Origin of the sequence: Amycolatopsis dongchuanensis (genome assembly GCF_039542405.1) — a bacterium.
GTDB lineage: Bacteria > Actinomycetota > Actinomycetes > Mycobacteriales > Pseudonocardiaceae > Amycolatopsis_E > Amycolatopsis_E sacchari.
Genome location: NZ_BAABIB010000128.1, coordinates 40579 through 63020 on the forward strand (window position 1 = coordinate 40579; position 22442 = coordinate 63020).

The window sequence follows — 22442 nt, forward strand, 5'->3', positions numbered from 1 at the left end:
CTTTCCGTGGGGCCAGTACTTCCCGATCGATAGTAGCCGCCCCTCAGCGTTGTACGGCGCCCTTGCGGCCGACGAGGTGGAAGACGCGGCTCAGCTGCCGGTACGGGTCCCGCCTGCTGGCCTCGAGTTCGACCGCCGCGATCCGCTCCGCCTCAGCGGGATCCGGCTCGACCCCGCTGAATTCGAGCCAGTCGACGAACAGCCACACCCCGTACCAGCGCACCGGCTCGACGCCGTGACCTCGCAACAACGCGCTCACTTCGTCGACCGTGTCGGCCCGGGCCCGCACGCCCAGCACCCCGGTGCCGGTCCTCGTGTCGAACGCGGCCAGTGCGTCCTCCCACCGCCGCTCCAACGCGGGCTGCACGGCCGTCGCGGCGGCGTTGCCCGTCATGATCGAGACGATGCCACCTTCGGCGGCGCACCGGCACAGCTGCTCGACCACCGGTTCCGGCCGGTCGAGGTAGCCGAGCACGCCGTGGCACAACACGGCGTCGAAACGCCTGCCCTCCACCGCTTCGTCGGCGTGCTCACCGTCGGCCTGCACGAACGTCACCCGCTGCCGGGCTTCCTCCGGGAGCCGCTCCTTGGCACGGTCCAGCATCGCCGGTGAGGAGTCGAGCAAGGTGACGTCGTAACCGGCCCGCGCCAACGGGAAGGACTGGTGACCGGCGCCGCCGCCGACGTCGAGGACCGCGGCCGGCGGGGGCGGCAGGTGGTCCAGCAGGTGCCGGTGCAGCACGTACGTGCGCACCCTGCCCTTCACCGAGGCGTAAGCCCCGTCGACGAACTGCTCGGCCAGCCCGGCCCAGATGTCCTCGCCCACGCCGCCACCGTAGTGGCGTGCCTCAGGGCTGCGGCAGGCGTACCGGCGCGACCGAGCGGATGCTCGCCAGCACCGCGTTCAGGCTCGGCAGCCACCGCTGCCGCGGATCCGGCGCGACGAGCCAGTGCGTCAGGTCGTGGCCCTGGCCGGACGGCAGCCGGACCGGCGTGCCCGCCGTCAGCACGCGGACGCCCTCCGGCAGCGCGTCACCGGAGGGGGCGAGCATGTCGGCTTCCGCGAGCAGCACCACGACGGCGCCGCGCTTCGTCGGGACGCACACCGCCGGGCCTTCACACCCCTGGCGCGCCACCGCCGCGAGCACGCGGTCCGACAGCGCCCGGGGGACGACGACCGCCGCGATGCCCGAGCCCGTCACGAGTTCGAGGCCGTTGTCGTGCAGGCGCACGGGCCAGCCGAACACGCGCCGGTACTCGTCACCGGAACCCGGAGGGGAAGCGAGATCCTGCTGAACGCTCATGTGCCTACCTCCCGGTGCCCCGACGCTGGACTGGTCCTCATCGTAACGGCACTGAGTGCCCTTAGCAACTACGCCTGCTAGCTTCGGGGCATGTCCGTCGAGTCCCGGCAGCCGCCGCGCACCCGTGCCGGCCGCACCACGGCAGGCCGCCGCCGCCTCCGGCACGCGCTGACCGTCGCGGCCATCGACCTGTTCCTCGCGCAGGGCTACGACGCCACCACGGTCGACGAGATCGCCGCCGCCGCGGGCGTGGGCCGCCGCACCTTCTTCCGGTACTTCCGCTCGAAGGAGGACGCGATCTTCCCCGACCACGAGGAGGTCCTCCGCGACATCGAGCGCTCGCTGGCCACGGCACTGCCCACCCAGGACCCGGTGGCGGTCGCGTGCACGGCGGTCGGGCTGGTGCTGGAGCACTACCTCGCCGACCCCGACGTGTCGCTGAAACGCTTCGCCCTCACCAGATCCGTACCGTCACTGCGGGACCGCGAGGTCGCCACCGTCGACCGGTACCAGCGCGTGTTCGCCCGCTACCTGCGCGAGCGCTTCCAGTCCGCCGGCGACCCGGCCGCGGACCTGCGGGCCTCGGTCGCGGCAGCCGCCGTCGCCGCCGCGAACAACCACGTCCTGCGCCGGTGGCTGCGCAGCGGCGGGAAGGACGACGTGCACGCCGCCGCGAAGGAGGCCTTCCAGCTCGTGGTGGACGCGTTCTCGCCGCCGGTCAAGCCCGGCGGGCAGACGGTGGTCGCGGTGCTGGAGGCCTCGGCGCCGGTGTCGGAGGTCGTGCGGCAGATCTCGGCGGCGCTCCGCCCTACCGACTGACACCGACTGAAACCGAGTGGCACTGAGTGCCCTTAGCTCTCGGTGCCCTCGCCGCCCTCGTCCCGCTTGCGCTTGTACTCCTGCCACTCGCGCATCGTGCGGTGGTGCTGCTCCTCCAGCCAGCGCATGTAGTCCCGCATGTTGATCAGCCGCCGCCGGGGGCGCACGTCGGACTCGCCCAGCTCGGCGATCACGGCCTCGGCGTAGGCGCGCTGGCGCCGCAGGTGCAGCCGTTCGCCGGCGAGGAAGGCGCCCCAGACGTCGTCCTCGGTGCGGAAGAAGTGGCCGCGCTGACCCGGCACGGGCACGCGGCGGATGAGACCGGCGTCGGCCAGCACGCGCGTCGCGGTCGAGATGGAGCCTTTGCTGGCGCGCAACGCCTCGGCGAGTTCGGCGGAGGAGCAGTACGGCTCGTTGCTCAGCATGAGGTAGGCCAGCACCCGGCCCTGCATCGGGGACAGCGCCTCGGCCTCCCACAGCAGGCCCATCTCCTCGACGAAGGCCAGCCGGCGGTCCTCGCCCAGGGTGTCTTCGGAAGGCATGCGGGACAGGATAGTCCAGCTGAACGTTCAAATGTATCTGAACGTTAACACAGTTCAGTGTTGACCAGTCGCTGAAGCTCGTGTGAACTGCTTCCCATTCCCCACCACTCCCGGCACGGAGGAGGAAGGCATGCGGCCTTCTTGGCGTTGGATGGCAGCGGCACTGACGGCGGTCGCTCTGGGAGCGAGCGCGTGCGCCGGAGGCGGCACCGCCGCCACCGGTGACGGCACGTTCTCGGTCGCCGTGATCGAGCCCGACCACCTGACGCCCGGCCGGGCCTCGGGCGGGCTGGACATCGTGGAGGCGTTGTTCGCCCCGCTGACCGACCTCGGCGACGACGGCTCGCTCCGTTACGTCCAGGCCGAATCGGTGACCAGCCAGGACAACACCACCTGGACGATCAAGCTCCGTCCAGGCTGGACGTTCCACAACGGCGAGCCCGTCACCGCGCACAGCTACGTCGACGCCTGGAACGCCACGGCCTACGGGCCCAACGGCTGGGCCAACAACGGCCAGCTCGCCGGCATCGCCGGGTACGCCGAACTCAACACCGCGCAGCCCGCCACGAAGGAGCTCTCCGGGCTCAAGGTGGTCGACGACCTCACCTTCACCGTCACGCTGTCCAAACCGGACAGCCAGTTCCCGTACCAGCTCACGCCCGCGATGCTGGGCTTCTACCCGCTGCCGAAGGCCGCGTTCACCGATCCCGGGGCCTTCGACCGGGCGCCCGTCGGCGACGGTCCCTTCAAGATGGAGGGCAAGTGGGAGACCGGCGGGCGCATCACCACCACCCGCTACGACGCCTACCAGGGTGAGAAACCCAAGTCCGCCGGCGTCACCTTCGTGATCTACAGCGACACCGCGACCGCCTACACCGACGCGCAGGCGGGCAACGTCGACGTGTTCATGGTCCCGCAGGACAAGTACCAGCAGGTGCGCGCCGACTTCCCGGACCGCGTGGTGACCTACGACGCCGTCGCGATCGACTTCCTCGGGCTGCCCCCGCAGGACCGGCGGTTCGCCGACATCCGCGTGCGGCAGGCGCTGTCCATGGCGATCGACCGCGACGCGATCAACAAGGCGATCTTCGCGGGCATGTACCGGCCATTGGACTCGCTGCTGCCGGACACCACGATCGGCGGCGGCACCGACTCGTGCGGGCGTTACTGCACCTTCGACCCGGCGGCGGCGAAGCAGCTGCTCACCGAGGCCGGGGGCTTCTCCGGCACGCTGGAGCTGTGGCTGCCCGCGGGGGTGGGCTACGAGCAGACCTTCGAGGCCATCGCCAACCAGCTGCGGCAGAACCTGGGGCTGCAGGTCGCGGTGCGCACCCAGCCGGACTTCGCGCAGTTCCTCGCGGCGCTGGACAACCACACGATCACCGGGCCGTACCGCGCGCACTGGGGTTCGCTGTACCCGAGCGCGCAGAACGTGCTCACCTCCGTGTTCACCGAGACCGGTGTCGGGTACTCCGCGTCCTACTACTCCAACCCCGAGGTGAGCGCGCTCATCGAACAGGGCAACGCTGCGACGCCCGAGGCCGCGGCCGCGATCTACCACCAGGCCGAGGCGCGGATCATGCGGGACTTCCCGGTGATCCCGCTGTTCAGCGACGCCTACGTGTACGCGTACGGCCCGCGGGTCTCCGGCGTCAAGGTCGGCTCGGCCGAGCTCGACCTCACCGGCATCACCGTCTCCTGAGGAAGGACGCGAAACCCTTGTTCGACCGCATTTCCCGGCTCGCCGCCGAGGTGCCGCCCATCGCCGGGTTCGCCGGGGCCGACGCGTTGCGCACCGCGATCGAGGAGATCGCGCGCGACCACCCTGAGCACACCGAGCTGCGCCGCATCGGCAGCTCGCGGCTGGGCGAACCGCTGTGGTGCCTGACCGTCCACGGTGGACCGGAGCACGTCGTGGTGGTCGCCGCGGTGCACCCCAACGAACCGGTCGGCGGGCTGACGTCGGTGCACCTGGCGAAGCTGCTCACCGAGGACGACGCGCTGCGTGCGGACCTGGGGTGCACGTGGCACATCGTGCCGTGCGTGGACCCCGACGGCACGCGGCTCAACGAACCGTGGTTCGCCCCGCCGCTGACGTTCGACTCCTACGGCCGCGCGTTCTACCGGCCCGCGCCCGACGAGCAGGTCGAGTGGACGTTCCCCTTCGCGTACAAGGGGAACTTCTTCGACAAGGTGATGCCGGAGACGGTCGCGTTGATGCGCCTTCTCGACGAGACCAAGCCGATGTTGTTGTGCGCGCTGCACAACGGCGAGTACGGCGGGGTGTTCTACTACCTGAGCGACACGACCGACGAGCTCAACCGGCAGCTCGCCGCGCTGCCGGAAAGCCTCGGCCTGCCGTTGCACACCGGCGAGGGCGAGGCGGGGTTCATCGAGCAGATCGCGCCCGGCGTCTTCCGCGGCTTCACCGCCGAGGAGGAGTGCGACTTCATGCTCGAACTGGGCCTCGACCCGTCGCGGAGAACGGGCGGCGCGTCCAGCGGTGCCTACGCCGCCCGGTACGGAACCGCTTATCTGGCAACGGAAGTGCCGTACTGGGCGGACGCCAGGGCCGACGACCACACGCCGTTGGACATCTCCTACGCCGCCCTGCTCGCCGAGCGGGGGAAGCGGACGGAGGAGACCGCGAAACTGTTGTCGGGCGTCCTGGAGTCGGTGCGACCGGACCTCACCGTGCGCTCGCCGTTCCTGCGGGCGACCGAGGCCTTCGTGCCCTACCTCGCGGACGCCGCCGAATCCGAGCTCGCGCGGGCGCGGCTGCCGGAGAACGACCGGCCCGCCGTCGTCGCCGAGCAGTTCGCCTCCACGTCGGGGCTGCAGTCCGCGCGGATCCGGTTCGGGGGCATGCTGCTGCGGGCGCTCGCCGCGGAGATCGGCATCGGCAACGGCACGCCGGCGATCCGCGGCGGCTTCGCCCGGCTCGACGAGATCTACCGCGGCTGGCTCGCGGAAGCCGAGATGCCGCAACCGATCCCGCTCGCGAAGCTGGTCGGGGTGCAGCTCGGCGCGATCCTGTCCACGACCGTGGCGCTGAGCGGATGACCCGGTACGTCGCGTCGCGCCTGGCCCAGCTGGTGCTCGTGTTCTTCGGCGTGACGCTGCTCATCTACCTCGCCGTGTACGTGCTGCCCGGCGACCCGATCCGCGCGATGGCGGGGGACCGGCCGCTGCCGGACAGCGTGGTGCACACCCTGCGCGCCCGCTACCACCTCGACGACCCGGTGTTCCTGCGGTACTTCCGGTACCTCGGCGGACTGCTCACCGGTGACCTCGGCACGGACTTCACCGGGCGGCCGGTCGCGACGCTGATGGCGCAGCGCTGGCCGGTGACGGCGACGCTCGCGCTCACCGCGTGGGCGCTGGAGGTGGTGCTGGGCCTGGTCGCCGGGACCTTCGCGGCGCTGCATCGCGGCCGGACGCTGGACCGCGTGATCCTGCTGCTGTCGGTGCTGGCGATCTCGGTGCCGGTGTTCGTGCTCGGCTACACCGCGCAGCTGGTGTTCGGCGTGCGGCTCGGGTTGTTCCCCGTCGCCGGGACCGGGCACGGCTGGCCGATGGGGTACCTGCTGCCCGCGCTGGTGCTGGCGGTGATCGCGTCGGCGTCGGTGACGCGGCTCGTGCGGGCCGGTGTGCTGGAGAACCTGGGCGCCGACCACGTCCGCACGGCCGTCGCGAAAGGACTGCCGTGGCGGCGTGTCGTGACCCGGCACGTGCTGCGCAACTCGCTGCCCGCCGCCGTCACGTACCTGGCCGTGGACCTCGGTTTCCTGCTGGGCGGCACGGTGATCATCGAGAGCATCTTCAACCTGCCGGGGGTGGGGCAGCTGCTGTTCCAGTCGATCGGGGCCAGGCAGGGGGCCGTCGTGGTCGGCGTCGCGACCGCGCTCGTGCTGGTGTTCCTGCTGCTCAACCTCGTCGTGGACCTGCTGTACGGCGTGCTCGACCCGAGGATCCGCCGTGCTTAGGCGGCCGCGGCTGGTGGTGGCCGCCGTCATCGTGGTGCTGATGGCGGCGATCGCCGCGTTCCCGGGGTTGTTCGCGGGCTGGTTCGGGCACGGTGACCCGCGGGTGTGCGACCTCGCGGTCAGCAACCTCGGGCCGAGCGCCGGGCACCCGTTCGGCTTCGACAAGCAGGGCTGCGACGTCTACGCCAACGTCATCTACGGTGCCCGCGCGTCGATCACGGTCGGTGTCCTGGTCACGCTCGGCTGCCTCGTGCTCGCGCTCGTGCTGGGCACGCTCGCCGGGTACTACGGCGGGTTCGCCGACGCCGTGATCTCGCGGCTGTCCGAGGTGTTCCTCGGCGTGCCGCTGCTGCTGGGCGCGCTCGTGCTGCTCGGCGTGCTGCGCGACCGTTCCGTGTGGACGGTCTCGCTGGTGTTGATCGTCTTCGGCTGGCCCACGCTGACGCGGGTCACGCGGTCCACCGTGCTCGCGGTGCGGGACCTCGAGTACGTCGACGCCGCGCGGGCGCTCGGGGCGCGGGACCTGGACCTGATGCGGAAGCACGTGGTGCCGAACGCGATCGGGCCCGTGCTCGTCCTCGCGACCACTACAGTCGGAGGCGTGATCGCCGCGGAAGCCTCGCTGACCTACCTCGGGATCGGGCTGACCTCGCCCGCGATCTCGTGGGGGCTCCAGCTTTCCGCGGCCCGCAACGACTTCGCGGCCGCACCCCACCTGCTGCTGTTCCCGTCGGCGTTCCTGAGCGTCGCGGTGCTGGGCTTCATGCTGCTCGGCGACGCGGTGCGGGACGTGCTGGACCGGCGGACCTGACGGAAAGGACCTTCCTCGTGCTCGACCTGCTCATCGAGGACGCGAACGTGCTCACGATGGACCCCGCGCGGCCGGTGGCGTCGCGGATCGGCGTGTGGCGCGGGCGGATCCTCGGGCTGGACGACGACGTGGCCGGCCTGTCCGCGCGCCGCACCGTGCGGCTCGGCGGCGCGACCGTGCTGCCCGGGTTCGTCGACGCGCACACCCACATGGTGTGGTCCGGGATGAGCCTGGGTGGCACCGACATCACGGGCCTGCGTGACCGCGGAGAGGTGCTGGAGGTGCTGAGGCGCGCGTGCGCGCAGGCCGCGCCGGGGGACTGGGTGGAGGTGACCGGCTACGACCAGCGGCCCATCGGCGGGCACTTGACGCGCGCGGAACTCGACGCGGTCGCGGACGGGCGGCGGCTGTGGCTGCAGCACACGTCCGGGCACGCGGGAGTGGTCAACAGCGTGGTGCTGGACGGCATCGACCTGGGGCCGTTGGGCGCGGACGTCGGCTACGACGACGGCGAGCCCAACGGGCTGATGCTCGAACGCGCGCAGATCGCGGTGCGCCGCGCGCGCCTGCCGTACCGGGTGAGCGAACTGGTCGGGGCCATCGAACGCGCCGGGCGGGCGTGCCTGGCGCAGGGCATCACCACCTGCGCGGAGGCCGGGATCGGCGGCGGGCTCATCGCGACGCCGCCGGTGGAGGTGGCGGCGTACCAGACCGCACGGGAGACCGGGCGGCTGCCGGTCCGGATGCAGCTGATGGTCGCGTCCGACGGGCTGCGTGAGCTGGCCGCGCACGCGGACGACGGCATCACGCGCGGAATCGACCTCGGCCTGCGGACCGGGTTCGGCGACGAGACGCTGGGCATCGGCGCGCTCAAACTGTGGCTGGACGGCGGGATCATGGCCCGCACAGCCGCGCTCACCGCACCGTACGTGGGCAGCACCGACGCCGGCCAGCTGCAGGAGGACCCGGCCGCGCTGCGGCAGGTGATCCTCGACGGGCACACCGCGGGCTGGCAGCTCGCCGTGCACGCGATCGGCGACCGCGCGCTGGACCTCGCGCTCGACGCGATCGCCGAGGCGCAGGCGAAGGTGCCGCGACCGGACGCGCGGCACCGCATCGAGCACTGCGGGCTCGTCCGCGACGACCAGCTGCCCCGCCTCGCCGAACTCGGCCTGACCGCCGTCCTGCAGCCGGAGTTCCTGTGGGACAACGGGGACGACTACTCCGACGTGCTCGGGCCGGACCGCGCGGGCTGGCTGTACCGGGGCAGCGCGCTGCTCGACGCCGGGGTCGCGATCGCGTCCAGTTCGGACCGCCCGGTGGTGGCGGGCGCGCCGTTGCGGGCGATCCAGTTCATGGTGGAACGGCGCTCGAACACCGGGCGCGTCGTCGGGCCGGGGGAGGAGCTGACGGTCGCCGAGGCCCTCGCGGCGGCGACGATCGGCGCGGCGCGTGCGTGCCGCCGGGAGCACCTGTGCGGCAGCGTGGAACCGGGCAAGCTCGCTGATTTCACCGTGCTGGAACGGAATCCGCTCGACGTGCCCCCCGGGGAGCTGGCGGGGGCCGGCGTGCGGGCGACGGTGCTGGGCGGGGAGGCGGTCTACGGCGAGCTGTGACGCGGCCGCCAGGGGATCTGCGCGGACGTGGTGCGCTGGTACTCGGCGTACTCCGGGTACCGGCTGCGGCTGATGCTCTCGGTGAACCGGGTGGACCCGAGGAACAGCAAGGTGAGCAGCACGGCCCCGATGACCGTCCACTGCCAGGGCGAGCCCGCGGCCAGCGCGCCGAACGCGAACACCGCCCACCACTGCGCCTGCTCGAAGAAGAAGTTGGGGTGCCGCGAGTAGCGGAACAGCCCGGTCTGCACGAACCGCCGCCGCTCACGGCCCGCCCGCTTGCGCTGCTGGAAGTTCCACTGCTGCTGGTCGGCGATCGTTTCCCCGGCGAGGAAGGCCAGGAACAGCACGGCCACGACGGCGTCCCACGCGCCGAACGGTGTGCGGTGCTGAAGCGCCGTGTACGCGGGCAGCGTGATCAGCAGCAGGATCACGTTCTGGTACAGCGAAATGAAGAAGAAGTTGAACAGCTGGAACTGCCACGGCTTCATCCGCTCACGCAGGAACGCCCACCGGTAGTCCTCCCCGCCCGGCGCGTACCCGCCCTTGCGCGCGAAGTTGAACGTCAGCCTCGCGCCCCACAGCGCGACGAGCGCGAGCATGACGTCCAGCCGCGCGTCGGCGAACCCGGCCTGGCCCGCGAACACCGCGACGTAGACGATCGGCACCAGCGACCAGATCCGGTCCACCCAGGAGTGTTCCCGCGTCACGAGCGAGAGCAGCCAGGTCACGAGCACGACCCCGGCGAAGATTCCCACGCAGACCAGCACGTCGTCACTCTACTGACGTGCGCCCGCCCGGCCGTCCGGTTACCCTCTTCCGGTGAGACGAGTCGGCGCGGTCACCTCCGCGCGGGGCCTGGCGGCACACGACCACGTCTGCTGGTCCTACTCCGACCGCGCCGGGTTCCGGTCGGTCGTGCGGGAGTTCCTCGCGGACGGGCTCGCGGCGGGGCAGCGGGTCCAGTACGTGACGACCGAACACGACGACTTCACCCGGGGTTTGGAAGGGGTCCAGGTCTCGCTCGTGCACGAGAGCTATGACGCCGCCCGTGTGCTCGATCCCGCCGTGCAGGTCCGGGGCTACGCGGCCGCGGCCGACGCGGCGCTGCGGGACGGCTACACCGGGTTCCGCGTGGCGGCGGACGTGACGGAGCTGGTGCGCACCCCCGAGGGTTTCGCGGCCTTCGCCCGGTACGAGCACCTCGTCGACCGGATGATCTCCGCGCGGCCGTTCACCGGGCTGTGCGGCTACGACCGCGGCGCGGTGCCGGACGACGTCCTCACCCAGCTCGCGGCACTGCACCCGCTGAGCAACTCCGAGCCACCGTTCCGGCTGTACGCGTCCGGGTCCGACGGGGTCGCGCTCGCCGGGGAACTGGACCTGACCGGACGGGCGCTGCTGCCCCTCGCGCTCACCCACGCCGACCTGCGGCCGGAGCGCCGCTGCCTGTACGTCGAAGCCCGCGCGGTCGAGTTCGTCGACCACCGGGCGCTCGTCGCGCTCGCCGAGCACGCGCGCGAGCGCGGGTTCGCGGAGGTCGTGCTGCGCAGCCGGTCGCGTTGCCCCGCCAGGCTGGTCGAGCTGCTCGGCCTCGAGGGCATCCGCGTCGAGGTGGCCCGATGAGGACAGGAGCGGCGGCCGGGTACGAGGGCTACTACCACGAGGCGGTGTACTACTCCTCCGACGAGGAACTGCTCGCCGTCGTGGTCCCGTTCCTGCTCGGCGGGGTCGAGGCGGGGGAGCCGACGGTGGTCTCGCTCGGCGCGCGCAACGCCGGGCTGCTGCGGGAGGCGCTGGGAGACGTGGACGGGATCGTGTACCAGTCCGGCGGCGCGGTGTACGCGCGCCCGGCGGCGGCGATCCGGTCGTACCAGCGGTTGCTGCGCGACTACGTGGCGCAGGGCGCCGGCCAGATCCGGATCATCGGTGAGATCCCGCCCGAGGGCCTCGGCGCGACGTGGGACTGGTGGGCGCGGTACGAGGCCGCGATCAACGTGGCCTACGACGACTATCCACTGTGGAGCATGTGCGCCTACGACACGCGGAGCACGCCGGCGCCGGTGCTCGCCGACGTCGCGAGGACGCACCCGCGCAGCGCGGAACCCGGCGGCACCCACCGGCCCAGCCCCGCCTACGCGGGGGCGGAGGCGTTCCTGCGCGAGGCGCGCCTCGTCGAAGCCGATCCGCTGGAGGCGGGGGCGCCGGTCGTCGACCTGCGCGATCCGATGCCCGCCGAGGCGCGGCGCGCGCTGCTCGCGGCGAACCGCACCGACCTGAGCGCCGACGACCTGGAGGACTTCCTGGTCGCCGTGAGCGAGGTCGTCACGAACTCGCTCGAACACGGGCTGCCGCCGGTGCGCCTGCGGTGCTGGTCCACCCGCGAACGCTGCGTGGTGACGGTGGCCGACGGCGGCCACGGGCCGGAGGACCCGTTCGCGGGCCTGCTGCCCGCGGCGAAGGCGCCCCACGGTGGGCTCGGGTTGTGGCTGGCGCACCAGCTGTGCGACCACGTCACGTTCGGCCGCGGCCGGGACGGGGAGTTCGTCGTCCGGCTCACCGCCGGGCGGCTCCCGGGCTGAGACGCCTAGGCACGCGCGGAGAAGCGGGAGCGGGCGCTAAACCCGCCGTTGTGCGGCGTACAAACAAGCGGCCGCGATCACCACGAAGGACACCGCCGCGGTCCAGGCCCACCACGCCGCCATGCTGACGGCCAGGTAGAACTGCATCCCGGCGGTGGCGGCGAAGATCAGCGCGCACAGCAGCCACCACCAGCGGCGGTTCCGCGCACCGGCGGCGCCGGAATGGACGTGCACGACGCATCACCTCGGCCAGGGTCTGGGGCAGGGGCACCCCCACCGCGGCGAGGCGGGCCGGTGAGCCCGGGCCACCGGCGGGGTCCTTGCACGGTTATCGGCACAGGACCCCGGCCGTTACGTCCTTCAGTCCGCGGCGAGCGCTTCCTCGGCCGTGGGGTAGATCGCGAGCAGCTCGTCGAGTCCGGTCATGCGGAACGCGCGCTGGGTCTCCCGCGCGGAGGCGACGATGCGCAGGCTGCCCTGCGACCCGGCCTGCTCGTGGGCGCCGACCAGTGCCGCCAGACCCGCCGAACCGAGGAAGTCCACCTTGCTGAGGTCGACCACGACGGTGCGCGGGTGCTGGTCCAGCAGTTCCCGCAGGGAGTCCGCCAGCTGCGGGGAGGTGAGCATGTCCAGGTCTCCGGCCACCGAGAGCACCACGACGCCGGGGTCGGCCCGGCGGGTCGACAGGCTCAGCGAGCCGGGGTGGGGAACGGGCGGCTGCGTCACGCGGAGACCTCCCTGTGCCGGCGCCTCGACGGCGCGGATCGGATGTGCGGACCGGGTCGAGGCAGGGGAACGACAGCGCCGAACCCACACCCCTGACACGCCTTCCCGTGCGGGGAAGGCGTGCGAAGACGGCTGTGGGCTCAACCGTGCAGTCGTGATCTTGCGATCGGCAAACGCGCTCGCACTTCCACGACGGGCCTACATTAACCTCCCGGATTCCGGGCCTGTCGGCGGGCCGTCCCCAGGTCGCCGCGCGTTTCCGCGTCGCGACCGCGGGTATCCGGAGCGCAGGAGGACGGGCGAGGTCAGCGGAGGTGGTGGCCCCATGTCCGTGGCGCGGCAGTACGGCGAGCGGCTCGAACAGCTCACCCTGAACGGGCTCGCGGAGCTGGGCGGGATGCGGGAACTGGTCCGCGCCCTGTTGTTCGACTGCGGGCAGGACGACGTGATCGACGCCGTCCTGGTGGCCGACGAACTGGGCACCCTCGCCTGTGAGTACGGCGACCTCCCCGCGACGGTCCGGGTGGCGCGGTCCTACCAGCGCCCGTCCCTGCGGATCTCGGTTTCCGCCCCGCACCTCGCGCTGCCGATGTCCCCGAGCCGGGCGCGCACCAGCAGGCACGTGCTGGAGGCGTGCACGGCCGCCTGGGGCATCGGCGCGGAGGAGGGCGGCATGACCCTGTGGGCTTGCGTCGCGCTGCCGAGCGCCGCCGCGTGGCAGGACGCCGAGCGCGACGGGTTCCCCGAGCAGCGGCTGCCCGTCCGCTGAACCGATGCGACTGTCCCGATAGGACGGTCCGCGCAGCGTTGCTGTGCCTGTGAGTAGCGGCTGCGTCACCGTATCTCGTGGCGATGGGGGGCAAAGGTTTCACCGTTCCCGTTTCCGGGCAGCTGAAGAACATCGCGAATTTCCGGAAGGTGGGGAGGGAGACCATGAGCATGACAGCGGATCGCCCGTGTCTTGCGGCCACCGCGGCGGACGAACTCGCCGCCGCCGTGGCCGCGGCACTGCGGCCCGACGACGCGCCACTGGACTACGCGCCGTGCCGACGGGGGGTCGGCGCGGCGGTCGAACGTCTCGGCGCGGCGCTGCGGGACCTGATCACGGAACTGACGCCCAAATCGCCCTCGGCAGGGGACACCGCGGCCGTCCGGGCGACCGACCTCGCGGCCGACATCCGCTTCGTGCGGCCGACGGAGTTGTGACCGCCGGGGCGCGGGCTTCGGCTGGTGCGGCGCGTGGAGTTGTGACTGCTGGGGCTGGTGGCCTCGGCTGGCATGTGACCGGGCGGGCTCCGGCTGGTGCGGCTGACGGAGTTGTGGCGAGGCGGGGCTGGCGGGCCTCGACTGGCATGAGACCGGCCGGGACGGGCCCCGGCTGACGTGACCGGCCAGGGCAGGTGGACCCTCGCCGGTACGGCCGAAAGTCCCCGCCAACCGGGGTCGAACGCCCGGTGTGCGGAGGCCGTCGCGGTCCGTACTTTTCCCGTGAGGGAAGGCGGACGGCGATGACCCAGGCTCCGATCGTGGTGGGGGTGGACCGCTCCGGTGCCGCGCGCTTCGCGGTGCGCTGGGCCGAGGGCGTGGCACGACGGCACCGGGCGCCGCTCCGCCGGGTGCACGCCGGACCGGTGCCGGTCGGCCCCGGGGTGGGGGTGGTCGACGGGGCGCCGTTGCCGGTGCTGCTGGCGGAATCCCGCTCGGCCCGGATGCTGGTGGTCGGCTCGACGGGGGAGGTGCCCGGAATGCCCGGCTCACTGCCCCCGCGGCTCGCCGCGTACGCCGAGTGCTCGGTCGCCGTCGCGAGGCAGGGTGGGGACGGGCCGGTGGTCGCCGGGATCGACGGCGGCCCGTTGTCCGACGCGGTGCTCGACGCCGCCTTCGACGAGGCCGCGAGCCGGCGCGCACCGCTCGTGGCGGTGCACGCCTGGAGCGACGCGGAGATCGAGGGCACGCCGGACCGGTACCTCGGCTGGGAGCCGGTGGCGGAGGCCGAACGCCGCGTGCTGGGCGAGAACCTGGCCGCGTGGCAGGAGAAGTACGCCGACGTCCCGCTCCACCGCGTCGCGGTGCGCAACCGGCCGCGGCACCTGCTGCTGGAGTGGAGCGCGCGGGCGCAGCTCGTGGTCGTGGGCAGCCGGGGCCGGGGCGGCTTTCCCGGCATGGCGCTGGGCTCGGTGGCCCACGCGCTCGTGCAGCACGGCCACGGCCCGGTGCTGGTGATCCGGCCACCGGCTGGGGGAGCTTGCCCGGGGTGACGGGCAGGCCCCGCGCGCGGTGGCCACCCGCTGGGGCGGCTTGCCCGGGGGTGACGGGCAGGCCCTGCGCGCGGCGACCGCCCGCTGAGGCAGCGTGCCCGGGGTGACCGGCAGACCCCGCACCCGGCGACCAGGCGCGGCCACCGGCTACAGCAGCGTGCCCGGGGTGACCGGCAGGCCCCGCACCCGGCGGCCCCCACACCCGCCCGCTACAGCAGCTTGTCCAGGGTGACCGGCAGGTCCCGCACCCGGCGGCCGGTGGCGTGGTACACCGCGTTGACCACGGCCGCCGCCGTGCCCACGATGCCGATCTCCCCGATGCCCTTGCTGCCCATCGGGTTCACGTGCGGGTCGTGCTCGTCGAGCCAGTGCGCCTCGATCTCGCGCACGTCCGCGTTGGCCGTGATGTGGTACTCCGCGAGATCGTGGTTGACGACGTGGCCGGTGCGTGGATCGAGCACGCTCTGTTCGTGCAACGCCATCGACAGGCCCATCGTCATCCCGCCGATCAGTTGCGAGCGCGCGGTGCGGGGGTTGATGATGCGCCCCGCCGCGAACACGCCCAGCAGCCTCGGCACCCGCACCTCGCCGGTGTCGGCGTGCACCCGCGCCTCCGCGAACTGGGCACCGAACGCGTACATCGCGTACCGCTCCATCGCCTCGTTCTTGCCCGCCGTGGCCTCGGCTTCGTCCCCTTCATGCGGGTCGTCGCCGTACTTCGCCCGGAACGCCCGCGCCGCTTCCACCACGGCCCAGCCCCAGCTCGCCATGCCCGACGAACCGCCCGCGACCGGTGCCTCCGGGTACGCGGTGTCCCCGATCCGCACCTCGACGTCCTCCAGCGGCACGTCGAGCGCGTCGGCCGCCACCTGCGGCAGCGCCGTCCACGTGCCCGTCCCGAGGTCCGCCGCCCCGGTCTCGACGACGTACCGGCCCCGCTCGAACCGCACCAGCGCGGTCGCCCCGGCCTTGAAGTACGTGGGGTACACCGAGGACGAGACGCCCGTGCCCACGAGCCAGCCGTCCTCCAGCCGCACGCCGGGACGCGGGTCCCGTGACTCCCAGCCGAACCGCGCCGCGCCCTCGCGCAGGCACGCCACCAGGTTCCGGCTGGAGAACGGGTTGCCGGTCTCGGGATCGCGCTCGGGTTCGTTGCGGATCCGCAGCTCGATGGGGTCCATGCCGAGCTTCTCCGCCAGCTCGTCCATCGCGACCTCGGGCCCGAACATGCCGGGGCACTCACCGGGCGCGCGCATCCACGACGGCACCGGCACGTCCAGCGCCGCCAGCCGGTGCGTCGTGCGGCGGTTCGGCGCGGCGTACATCATCCGCGCCGGGATCCCGGTCTGCTCCGCGAACTCCTTGATCTTCGACGTCTGCTCCACCACGTCGAGCGACAGCGCCGACAGCCTGCCCGAGGCGTCCGCCCCGAGCCGCATCCGCTGGATCGTCGGCGTGCGGTACCCGGCGAGGGAGAACATCTGCTGCCGCGTCAGCGCGAGCTTCACCGGCCGGTCCGGCAGCGCCCGCGCGGCGAGCACCGCGAGCACGACGTTCGCGTGCGGCAGGCCCTTCGAGCCGAACCCGCCGCCGACGTACGGGCAGATCACCCGCACCCGTTCCAGGTCGAGCCCGAACAGCTTCGCGATCGCCTGACGGGCCGGGTGCACGCCCTGCGTGGAGTCCCACAGCGTCAACGACGTCCCGTCCCACAACGCTGTCGTCGCGTGCGGCTCCAGCGGGTTGTTGTGGTACATCGGCGTGCGGTAGGTTTCGTCCACAGTGTACTCGGCTGACGCCATCGCAGCGTCCACGTCGCCTTCGTCCGTGTCCGTGGGGAAACTCGGGTTGACCTTCTCGGGCTTGTACAGGTCGTCGCGGTCGGCGGACAGCTCCGCGTCGTGAGGTTCCTGTGCGTAGTCCACCCGCACGAGGTCGGCCGCCTCCCGGGCGATCTCGGAGGTCTCGGCGACCACGGCGCCGACCAACTGGCCGCGGAAGGCGACGGACCGGTCCTGCAGGATCGCGAGTTCCTTGTCCTCCAAGGAAACCAGCCGTTCCGCCTGTCCCGCGGTGAGGATCGCCAGCACCCCGTCGAGCCGTTCGGCGGCCGACGTGTCGATTTCCGTGATACGGCCGCGGGCGATGGTCGCCTGGATCGGGTGGCAGTAGGCGGGCCGGTCGACGGGTGCCTCGTACGCGTAGGCCGCGGTACCGGTGACCTTCAGCTGTCCGTCGCGGCGGGCGGTGGCCCGGCCCATCGCGCGGGGTTCGAGCAGGCCGGTCACGCGCACACCTCCTTCAGCACCGACACGAGCGTCCTGGTCAGCAGCGGGACCTTGAACGCGTTGCCCTCGTCCGTGCGGGCGTCGCGCAGCTCGGCCTCGGCGGCGGCGCGGAAATTGTCCTCTGTGGACTCTCGCCCGCGCAGCACGTCCTCGGCCCGGTACGCGCGCCATGGTTTGTGCGCCACTCCGCCGAAAGCCAGCCGGATGTCGGAGATCGTGCCGTCCCGCACCTCCGCCGCGGCGGCGACGGACACGAGCGCGAAAGCGTAGGACGCGCGGTCGCGGACCTTGCGGTAGCGCGAGTTCCGCGCCAGCGGCAGCGGGGGCACGTCGATCGCCGTGATCAGCTCGCCGTGGTCGAGCACCGTGTCCTTCTCGGGCCGGTCGCCGGGCAGCCGGTGCAGGTCGGTGAACGGGATCGTGCGCTCGCCTCCCGGTCCCAGCACGTGCACCTCCGCGTCGAGCGCCGCGAGCGCGACGGCGAGGTCCGAAGGGTGGGTGGCGATGCAGTGCTCTGAGGCGCCGAGGATGGCGTGGTAGCGGGTGTACCCGCCGATCGCGGAACAGCCGGAGCCGGGCTCGCGCTTGTTGCACGGTGTCGTGACGTCTTGGAAGTACACGCACCTCGTGCGCTGCAACGGGTTTCCGCCCGTGGTCGCCATGTTCCGCAGCTGCCCGGTCGCGCCCGACAGCAGTGCCTGCGCCAGCACGGGAAAGCGCTTTCGCACGCGCCGGTCCGCCGCGAGGTCGCTGTTGCGCACCGCCGCGCCGATCGACACGCCGCCGTCGGGCCGGTCGGTGATCTCGGCGGAGGTCAGCGAGGTGACGTCGACGAGGAGGTCGGGCTGCGCGACGCCGAGCTTGAGGTGGTCGACGAGGTTCGTGCCCCCGCCGAGGAACGCCGATGACGGATTCGCCGCGACGGCGCGCACGGCGGCGAGGGCGTCGGCGGGTGCTTCGTACGTGAACGGTTTCACCGCGCCTCCCCGGCCTGCCGCACGGCGGAGACGATGTTGACGTAGGCGCCGCAGCGGCACAGGTTCCCGCTCATCCGCTCGGCGATCTCCTCGCGCGTCAGCTCGGGCTCGGCTTCGAGGTCCTCGGTGACGTGGCTCGGCATGCCCTGGGCGACCTCGTCGAGCAGGCCGGCGGCGGAGCAGATCTGGCCCGGCGTGCAGTAGCCGCACTGGAACGCGTCGCGGTCCACGAACGCCTGCCGCACCGGGTGGTCGAGCCCCGCGGCGGTGGTGACCTCGGCTCCGTCGTGCGCGACGGCGAGCGTGAGGCACGACAGCACGCGGCGTCCGTCGAGCAGCACCGTGCACGCGCCGCACTGGCCGTGGTCGCACCCCTTCTTCGGGCTCAGCCGTCCCGCCCGCTCGCGCAGGGCGTCCAGCAGCGTGGTGCGTGGATCGATGGGGATGCGCAGGTCCTCGCCGTCCACGCGCAGCGTCGTCTCGGCCTCCATGCCCGCTGGCCTACCCCCGCGGCCACCCGGCAAACGACCGGCGGCCACTTCGGGCACGGCCGCCGGAGTTGCGAAACCTCACATTTCCACCTTAGGTATGGCTAAGTTAAGTTACGGGGCGTGAGCACGACCGCCCGGCTTCCGCTGTTCCCCGTCCTGCTGGTGCCGGCGTTGGCCTTGGCGGTCGCGGCCAGCCTCGTGCTGGGCAGCAACGATCTCGGCCTCGCCACCGCGGTCCACGTGCTCCTGCACGACGACGGCAGCGAGGCGGCGACGATCGTGCGGGACGTGCGGCTGCCACGCACCGTGCTCGGCGTCCTGTGCGGGCTCGCGCTCGGTGCGGCCGGGGCGCTCATGCAGGGCCACACCCGCAACCCGCTGGCCGATCCCGGGCTGCTCGGCGTCAACGCCGGTGCCGCGCTCGCCGTCGCGCTCGCCGCGAACGTGCTGTCCGTCGCCTCGCCCGCCGGGCAGGTGTGGTTCGGCTTCGGCGGCGCGCTGCTGGCGACGGCGGTCGTGTTCGCGATCGGTTCGCGGGGCGGCACCCGCGTCAGCCCCGTCCCGATGGCGCTCGCCGGGGCGGCGGTGACCGCACTGCTGTCGACGCTCACCTCGCTCGTGGTGCTGGCCGACGCGCCGACGCTGGACGTCTACCGCCGCTGGGTGGTCGGCGCGATCGGCGGCCGGGACGCGGGGATCAGCCTCGCGATCCTGCCGTTCGTGGCCGCCGGGCTGGTGCTCGCGATGCTCAACACGCGGGCCCTGAACGCCGTGGCGCTGGGGGAGGACGCCGCACGGGGGCTCGGCCAGTCCGTCGCGGCGGGGCGCCTGACCGGGCTCGCGGCGGTCACGCTGCTGGCCGGGTCGGCGACCGCGGCGGCGGGGCCGATCGCCGCGCTCGGGCTCGTCGTCCCGCACCTCGTGCGGCCGCTGACCGGGCCGGACCACCGGCGGCTCGTGCCCTGTGCCGCGCTGGCCGGAGCGGTGCTGCTGCTGGCGGCGGACGTCGTGGGACGGCTCGTCGGCGGCGCGGCCGAGGTGCCCGCCGGGATCGTGGTCGCCGTGCTCGGCGGCGGGGCCTTCGTGCTGATCGCCCGGCGCGGCCGGCTGGTGAGGCTCTGACGTGGTCGCGACCCTCGGCCTCCGCCGGAACCCCCGTGCCCTCACCGTGTGCCTCGTCGCGCTCGCGGTGCTGCTCGTCGTGACGGCCGTCGGCGTCACGATCGGCGAGTACCCGCTCGAACTCGGCAGCCTGCCGGAACTGCTGACCGGCGGCGGCGCGCGGCTGGCCCGGCACATCCTGTTCGACCTCCGGCTGCCCCGGGCGGTCACGGGCTGCCTCGCGGGTGCGTGCCTCGGTCTCGCGGGGGCGATCACGCAGACGGTCTCGCGGAACCCGCTGGCCGCACCGGACATCCTCGGCGTGACGGGCGGAGCGTCCGCCGCGGCGGTTTCGGTGATCGTCTTCGGCGGCGGCACCTACGCGGTCACCAGCGGTCTCGTCGCGGTCGGCGTTCCCCTCGCCGCGCTGGTGGGCGGGCTGCTCGCGGCGACGGCGGTGTACGGGCTGTCGTGGCGGCACGGCGTCGACGGGTACCGGCTCGTGCTCGTCGGACTGGGGTGCGCCGTCATCCTGACCGCGCTCACGTCGTGGCTGCTGGTGCTGGCGAGCGTCAACAGCGCCGCGCAGGCGACCGTGTGGCTGGTCGGGTCGATCAGCGCCGTCGGCTGGGACCAGGCGGTGCCGCTGCTCGTGCTGTCCGCCGTGCTGGTCCCGGCGGCGCTGACCCTGCCGCGCACGCTGGCGGTGACCCAGCTCGGCGACGACGCGGCGGTCGCGCTCGGCCTCCGGCTGCAGACCGCGCGCCTCGGCGCGCTGGGGATCGCGGTCGGCCTGACGGCCGCGGCCGTCGCGGCGGCCGGTCCCGTCGGGTTCGTCGCGCTGATCGTGCCGCAGATCACGCTCCGCCTCACCGGTGGCTCGCGCCCGCCGCTGGTCGCTTCGGCGCTCGGCGGCGCGGTGCTCGTGCAGGCCGCGGACCTCGCCGGACGCACGCTGTTCGGCTGGGAGGTCCCGGTCGGCCTGATCACCGCGGTGCTCGGCGCGCCCTACCTCATCCGGCTCCTCCTGCGCAGAACACGAGAAAGGTGAACCACCCATGTCCCCACTCCCCACCGCGCCGAGCAGGCGCGCGTTCCTCACCGGCGGCCTGGCGCTGACCGCCGCCGGGTTCCTGGCCGCCTGCGGTGCGGGCACGCAGGGGCCCGGCGGTGGCGGCGGCTGGTCGTTCACGGACGACGTGGGCACGAAGGTGGACCTCGACGCCAAGCCTGCGCGGATCGCCGGGCTCAACGACGCGATCGCCTCGCTGTGGAACTACGGCATCACGCCCGTCGCGTCCTTCGGCTACACCGCGCTGGAGGACGACGTGAACTTCAAGGGCCGGGACCTCGCGCCGGTCAAGCAGGTCGGCCGCACCTACGGCGAAATCGACATCGAAGCGCTCGCGGCCGCGAAGCCGGACGTGATCGTGACGCACGCCTATCCCGTTGACAGCGTTGGGAAATTGGACCCCGCAAAGCCGCTGTACGGGTTCAAGGACATCACCCAGCAGCAGGCGGTCGCCGAGATCGCGCCGATCATCGCACTGAAGATGGCCGGTTCCGCGACGAACGTGGTGGAGCGGACGGCAGAGCTGGCGCGGGCGCTCGGTGCCGAACCGACCGGGCGGCAGGACTACGAGACGGCACGCACGCGCCTGCGCGCCGCGGCGGTCCAGGGCCTCACGGTGATGGCCATCGCCGCGTACCCGGGCGACGGCGTGTACATCGCGAAGGCGCCGGACGACCCGGCGTTGCGCAGCTACACCGAGCTGGGGCTGACCTACCCGGATCCCGGTGGCAGCACGTACTACTGGGAGCAGGTGAGCTGGGAGAACATCGGCAGGCACGCGACGGACGTGGTGCTGTACTCGTTGCGTGCGATGGACAGGGCCACGCTCCTGCAGCAGCCGACCTTCGCGCGCCTGCCCGCGGCGGTCGCCGGGCAGGTGTACCCGTGGGAGTTCTCGTCGATGGACTACGTGGCGCAGGCCCGCACGCTGAACAACCTGGCCGCGAACCTCGAATCGGCGCGGAAGGTCGTCTGAGTATCAGTCCACAATGGACTGCCGCTGGCCGCAGGCGCAGGGCCGGAGTCCGTCCATCAGGAGGTCCAGCAGGCGCGCGGCCATCGCCTGGTGCTCGGGTGCGCCGGCCGCGGTGAAGATGCCGATGAGCGCCGCGGCGATGTCCTCGGCGGGGATGTCGCCGCGGAGCTGCCCGCTCGCGCGCCCGGCGTCGAGGATGCCGTCGATGGCCGCGAGCAGCTCGGTCCGGGTGTGGGCGTGCGCGAGCTCCCCCGATTCGATCATCGCGAGCATCGTGTCGAGCATCCCGTTCTTGGTCGCGATCCAGTCGCCGAACAGGTCCATCCAGCGGCGCAGCGCGGCGGGCGGGTCGAGCCGGGCGAGCAGCTCACGGGCACCGGTGGTGAGCCGCGAGACCTGGTCCTGGTAGACGGCGTCGACCAGGGCCTCGCGGGTGGGGAAGTGCCGGTAGAGGGTGGCGATGCCGACCCCGGCTTCCTGCGCGATCGCGCGCATCGACGGCTCGCTCCCGGCTGAGGCGAACATGCGGGTGGCGACGTCCAGCAGCTGCTGGCGGTTGCGGGTCGCGTCGGCGCGCGGTCGGCGGCTCTCGGCGGCGGTCAAAACGGATCACGCTCCATTTGTGTTACGGTGGGGACACCAACCGAAGCGTAGTCCGTTTACCGGCGGCGTGAGCAGCTCCAGGAGAATCCAGTGCCCTTGAACGAACCCACCACGACGAGCCGGGCGGTCCAGTTCGAGTCGTTCGGCGGTCCGGAGCGGCTGCGGCTGCGTGAGGTCGCGGTGCCGCAGGCCGGGCCGGGGCAGATCCGGGTGCGGGTGGCCGCGGCGGGGTTGAACCCGATGGACTGGTTCATGACCTCCGACCCGGAGACCGCGGCCCGGTTCGGGTT

The 22442-nt window shown here is 72.7% G+C and carries 24 protein-coding genes and 1 pseudogene; 15 read left to right on the forward strand and 10 right to left on the reverse strand.

From position 1 onward, the window contains the following. Nucleotides 1-43: 43 nt before the first annotated feature. Together ABFX51_RS32300 and ABFX51_RS32305 are read right to left on the reverse strand one after the other, a co-directional pair. Complete coding sequence (locus ABFX51_RS32300) at nucleotides 44-826, reverse strand: class I SAM-dependent methyltransferase (protein ID WP_091511493.1); 783 nt, start codon at nucleotides 824-826, stop codon at nucleotides 44-46. Nucleotides 827-848: 22 nt separating this feature from the next. Further along, a complete protein-coding gene (locus tag ABFX51_RS32305) occupies nucleotides 849-1304 on the reverse strand; it encodes a hypothetical protein (protein WP_091511491.1) in 456 nt (151 codons plus the stop codon). 90 nt (nucleotides 1305-1394) lie between these two features. On the opposite strand from ABFX51_RS32305, the gene ABFX51_RS32310 reads away from it, so the two are divergent. Next, entirely contained in the window at nucleotides 1395-2123 is a 729-nt protein-coding gene (locus tag ABFX51_RS32310) for a TetR family transcriptional regulator (protein WP_346055960.1), read from the forward strand. A gap of 32 nt (nucleotides 2124-2155) precedes the next feature. Here the strand turns inward: ABFX51_RS32310 and ABFX51_RS32315 are convergent, their stop codons facing one another. Next, entirely contained in the window at nucleotides 2156-2665 is a 510-nt protein-coding gene (locus ABFX51_RS32315) for a GbsR/MarR family transcriptional regulator (RefSeq protein ID WP_346055961.1), read from the reverse strand. Between the two features lie 151 nt (nucleotides 2666-2816). Here ABFX51_RS32315 and ABFX51_RS32320 point away from each other — a divergent pair, with 151 nt between their 5' ends. The 5 genes from ABFX51_RS32320 to ABFX51_RS32340 are packed head-to-tail and all read left to right on the forward strand — an operon-like array spanning nucleotide 2817 to nucleotide 9078. Further along, on the forward strand, nucleotides 2817-4367 hold the full coding sequence (locus ABFX51_RS32320; protein ID WP_346055963.1) for a peptide ABC transporter substrate-binding protein: 1551 nt from the start codon (nucleotides 2817-2819) through the stop codon (nucleotides 4365-4367). Nucleotides 4368-4384: 17 nt separating this feature from the next. Continuing rightward, nucleotides 4385-5728, forward strand: a complete 1344-nt coding sequence (locus ABFX51_RS32325) for a M14 family zinc carboxypeptidase (RefSeq protein WP_177228841.1) — start codon at nucleotides 4385-4387, stop codon at nucleotides 5726-5728. Continuing rightward, entirely contained in the window at nucleotides 5725-6651 is a 927-nt protein-coding gene (locus tag ABFX51_RS32330) for an ABC transporter permease (RefSeq protein WP_091511480.1), read from the forward strand. The genes ABFX51_RS32325 and ABFX51_RS32330 overlap by 4 nt, the downstream gene beginning before the upstream one ends. Continuing rightward, the gene (locus ABFX51_RS32335) at nucleotides 6644-7462 is read left to right on the forward strand and encodes an ABC transporter permease (RefSeq protein ID WP_218153538.1); all 819 of its coding nucleotides are present in this window, start codon (nucleotides 6644-6646) and stop codon (nucleotides 7460-7462) included. Before ABFX51_RS32330 ends, ABFX51_RS32335 begins: the two co-directional genes overlap by 8 nt. Nucleotides 7463-7479: 17 nt before the next feature. Then, nucleotides 7480-9078, forward strand: coding sequence for an amidohydrolase (locus ABFX51_RS32340; protein ID WP_091511477.1), 1599 nt, complete (start codon nucleotides 7480-7482; stop codon nucleotides 9076-9078). Here ABFX51_RS32340 and ABFX51_RS32345 read toward each other — a convergent pair. Next, nucleotides 9063-9848, reverse strand: coding sequence for a DUF1295 domain-containing protein (locus tag ABFX51_RS32345; RefSeq protein ID WP_091511476.1), 786 nt, complete (start codon nucleotides 9846-9848; stop codon nucleotides 9063-9065). The genes ABFX51_RS32340 and ABFX51_RS32345 overlap by 16 nt on opposite strands. A gap of 52 nt (nucleotides 9849-9900) precedes the next feature. Here ABFX51_RS32345 and ABFX51_RS32350 point away from each other — a divergent pair, with 52 nt between their 5' ends. Together ABFX51_RS32350 and ABFX51_RS32355 are read left to right on the forward strand one after the other, a co-directional pair. Continuing rightward, on the forward strand, nucleotides 9901-10704 hold the full coding sequence (locus ABFX51_RS32350; RefSeq protein ID WP_091511474.1) for an MEDS domain-containing protein: 804 nt from the start codon (nucleotides 9901-9903) through the stop codon (nucleotides 10702-10704). Beyond that, entirely contained in the window at nucleotides 10701-11660 is a 960-nt protein-coding gene (locus ABFX51_RS32355; protein ID WP_091511472.1) for an anti-sigma factor RsbA family regulatory protein, read from the forward strand. Before ABFX51_RS32350 ends, ABFX51_RS32355 begins: the two co-directional genes overlap by 4 nt. Nucleotides 11661-11696: 36 nt before the next feature. Here ABFX51_RS32355 and ABFX51_RS32360 read toward each other — a convergent pair whose 3' ends face one another. Both ABFX51_RS32360 and ABFX51_RS32365 read right to left on the reverse strand, forming a co-directional pair. Further along, nucleotides 11697-11894, reverse strand: a complete 198-nt coding sequence (locus ABFX51_RS32360; RefSeq protein WP_091511470.1) for a hypothetical protein — start codon at nucleotides 11892-11894, stop codon at nucleotides 11697-11699. A gap of 126 nt (nucleotides 11895-12020) precedes the next feature. Further along, nucleotides 12021-12386: an STAS domain-containing protein gene (locus ABFX51_RS32365; protein ID WP_091511468.1), complete on the reverse strand. Its 366-nt coding sequence runs from the start codon at nucleotides 12384-12386 to the stop codon at nucleotides 12021-12023. Nucleotides 12387-12711: 325 nt separating this feature from the next. Between ABFX51_RS32365 and ABFX51_RS32370 the strand changes: the two genes are divergently transcribed. The 3 genes from ABFX51_RS32370 (at nucleotide 12712) to ABFX51_RS32380 (ending at nucleotide 14644) form a co-directional block, all read left to right on the forward strand. Then, a complete protein-coding gene (locus tag ABFX51_RS32370) occupies nucleotides 12712-13155 on the forward strand; it encodes an ATP-binding protein (protein WP_091511466.1) in 444 nt (147 codons plus the stop codon). A 170-nt stretch (nucleotides 13156-13325) separates the two neighbouring features. Beyond that, entirely contained in the window at nucleotides 13326-13592 is a 267-nt protein-coding gene (locus tag ABFX51_RS32375) for a hypothetical protein (protein WP_143249931.1), read from the forward strand. Nucleotides 13593-13894: 302 nt separating this feature from the next. Continuing rightward, nucleotides 13895-14644: a universal stress protein gene (locus ABFX51_RS32380; protein ID WP_346055964.1), complete on the forward strand. Its 750-nt coding sequence runs from the start codon at nucleotides 13895-13897 to the stop codon at nucleotides 14642-14644. Nucleotides 14645-14853: 209 nt separating this feature from the next. Here the strand turns inward: ABFX51_RS32380 and ABFX51_RS32385 are convergent, their stop codons facing one another. From ABFX51_RS32385 to ABFX51_RS32395, 3 genes are read right to left on the reverse strand one after another with little or no spacing between them, the layout of a single operon-like run. Continuing rightward, on the reverse strand, nucleotides 14854-16932 hold the full coding sequence (locus tag ABFX51_RS32385; RefSeq protein WP_428832523.1) for a xanthine dehydrogenase family protein molybdopterin-binding subunit: 2079 nt from the start codon (nucleotides 16930-16932) through the stop codon (nucleotides 14854-14856). Then, nucleotides 16929-17909 carry an FAD binding domain-containing protein gene (locus ABFX51_RS32390; protein WP_346055965.1) on the reverse strand — a complete coding sequence of 327 codons (981 nt, stop codon included), beginning with the start codon at nucleotides 17907-17909 and terminating at the stop codon, nucleotides 16929-16931. The genes ABFX51_RS32385 and ABFX51_RS32390 overlap by 4 nt, the downstream gene beginning before the upstream one ends. Next, nucleotides 17906-18400, reverse strand: a complete 495-nt coding sequence (locus ABFX51_RS32395) for a 2Fe-2S iron-sulfur cluster-binding protein (RefSeq protein ID WP_346055966.1) — start codon at nucleotides 18398-18400, stop codon at nucleotides 17906-17908. Before ABFX51_RS32395 ends, ABFX51_RS32390 begins: the two co-directional genes overlap by 4 nt. A 120-nt stretch (nucleotides 18401-18520) precedes the next feature. Between ABFX51_RS32395 and ABFX51_RS32400 the strand changes: the two genes are divergently transcribed. The 3 genes from ABFX51_RS32400 to ABFX51_RS32410 are packed head-to-tail and all read left to right on the forward strand — an operon-like array spanning nucleotide 18521 to nucleotide 21549. After that, complete coding sequence (locus tag ABFX51_RS32400) at nucleotides 18521-19522, forward strand: FecCD family ABC transporter permease (protein ID WP_346055967.1); 1002 nt, start codon at nucleotides 18521-18523, stop codon at nucleotides 19520-19522. Between the two features lies 1 nt (nucleotide 19523). Continuing rightward, nucleotides 19524-20552, forward strand: coding sequence for a FecCD family ABC transporter permease (locus ABFX51_RS32405; protein WP_346055968.1), 1029 nt, complete (start codon nucleotides 19524-19526; stop codon nucleotides 20550-20552). 7 nt (nucleotides 20553-20559) lie between these two features. Continuing rightward, the gene (locus ABFX51_RS32410) at nucleotides 20560-21549 is read left to right on the forward strand and encodes an ABC transporter substrate-binding protein (protein ID WP_346055969.1); all 990 of its coding nucleotides are present in this window, start codon (nucleotides 20560-20562) and stop codon (nucleotides 21547-21549) included. A 3-nt stretch (nucleotides 21550-21552) separates the two neighbouring features. On the opposite strand, the gene ABFX51_RS32415 is transcribed toward ABFX51_RS32410, so the two are convergent. After that, on the reverse strand, nucleotides 21553-22152 hold the full coding sequence (locus ABFX51_RS32415) for a TetR/AcrR family transcriptional regulator (protein WP_346055971.1): 600 nt from the start codon (nucleotides 22150-22152) through the stop codon (nucleotides 21553-21555). A 90-nt stretch (nucleotides 22153-22242) separates the two neighbouring features. Between ABFX51_RS32415 and ABFX51_RS32420 the strand changes: the two are divergent. Continuing rightward, nucleotides 22243-22442, forward strand: a pseudogene (locus tag ABFX51_RS32420) (NADP-dependent oxidoreductase); the annotation flags it as partial.

What these genes read in the sequence shown, in the direction of transcription:
- ABFX51_RS32410 (WP_346055969.1), top strand. Translation starts at nt 20,560, where the DNA reads ATGTCCCCACTCCCCACCGCGCCGAGCAGGCGCGCGTTCCTCACCGGC.
- ABFX51_RS32310 (WP_346055960.1), top strand. Translation starts at nt 1,395, where the DNA reads ATGTCCGTCGAGTCCCGGCAGCCGCCGCGCACCCGTGCCGGCCGCACC.
- ABFX51_RS32395 (WP_346055966.1), bottom strand. Translation starts at nt 18,400, where the DNA reads ATGGAGGCCGAGACGACGCTGCGCGTGGACGGCGAGGACCTGCGCATC.
- ABFX51_RS32320 (WP_346055963.1), top strand. Translation starts at nt 2,817, where the DNA reads ATGGCAGCGGCACTGACGGCGGTCGCTCTGGGAGCGAGCGCGTGCGCC.
- ABFX51_RS32370 (WP_091511466.1), top strand. Translation starts at nt 12,712, where the DNA reads ATGTCCGTGGCGCGGCAGTACGGCGAGCGGCTCGAACAGCTCACCCTG.
- ABFX51_RS32305 (WP_091511491.1), bottom strand. Translation starts at nt 1,304, where the DNA reads ATGAGCGTTCAGCAGGATCTCGCTTCCCCTCCGGGTTCCGGTGACGAG.
- ABFX51_RS32355 (WP_091511472.1), top strand. Translation starts at nt 10,701, where the DNA reads ATGAGGACAGGAGCGGCGGCCGGGTACGAGGGCTACTACCACGAGGCG.
- ABFX51_RS32330 (WP_091511480.1), top strand. Translation starts at nt 5,725, where the DNA reads ATGACCCGGTACGTCGCGTCGCGCCTGGCCCAGCTGGTGCTCGTGTTC.
- ABFX51_RS32375 (WP_143249931.1), top strand. Translation starts at nt 13,326, where the DNA reads ATGACAGCGGATCGCCCGTGTCTTGCGGCCACCGCGGCGGACGAACTC.
- ABFX51_RS32380 (WP_346055964.1), top strand. Translation starts at nt 13,895, where the DNA reads ATGACCCAGGCTCCGATCGTGGTGGGGGTGGACCGCTCCGGTGCCGCG.
- ABFX51_RS32315 (WP_346055961.1), bottom strand. Translation starts at nt 2,665, where the DNA reads ATGCCTTCCGAAGACACCCTGGGCGAGGACCGCCGGCTGGCCTTCGTC.